Raw genomic sequence first — 266 nt, 5'->3', positions numbered from 1 at the left:
ACTGGTGCCGCTCGCTGACGTGCTTCGCCGTGAGTTCGTTTGCCCCGGAGAGCAGTCCGTCGGCGAAGGCCGCCACGGCGGCGAGCGCGATCCGGTGGAGTGTCGACACAGCGTCGGTGCCGGATTCGGTGAGCAGGACAACCACGGCGCCGTCGGCGCGCACCGAGAACTCGGGAGAGCCGGTCGAGGTGGGGCTCGAACGCAGGGTCATGACCACGGAGTCGGGAGCCACCGCGACCACGCCTGCGTCGGTGGGCAGCAGCACC

General features: G+C 70.7%; 1 pseudogene. It reads right to left on the bottom strand.

Going from position 1 to position 266, the window contains the following annotated elements:
- Positions 1-266, bottom strand: a pseudogene (locus NVV99_RS26545) (acyl-CoA dehydrogenase); the annotation flags it as partial.

Source organism: Rhodococcus sp. PAE-6, from assembly GCF_025290685.1.
In the GTDB taxonomy this organism is placed as follows: Bacteria; Actinomycetota; Actinomycetes; order Mycobacteriales; family Mycobacteriaceae; genus Rhodococcus; species Rhodococcus pyridinivorans.
The sequence above is the reverse complement of the archived record's forward strand: the minus strand, read 5'-3'. Positions and strand labels throughout refer to the sequence as shown.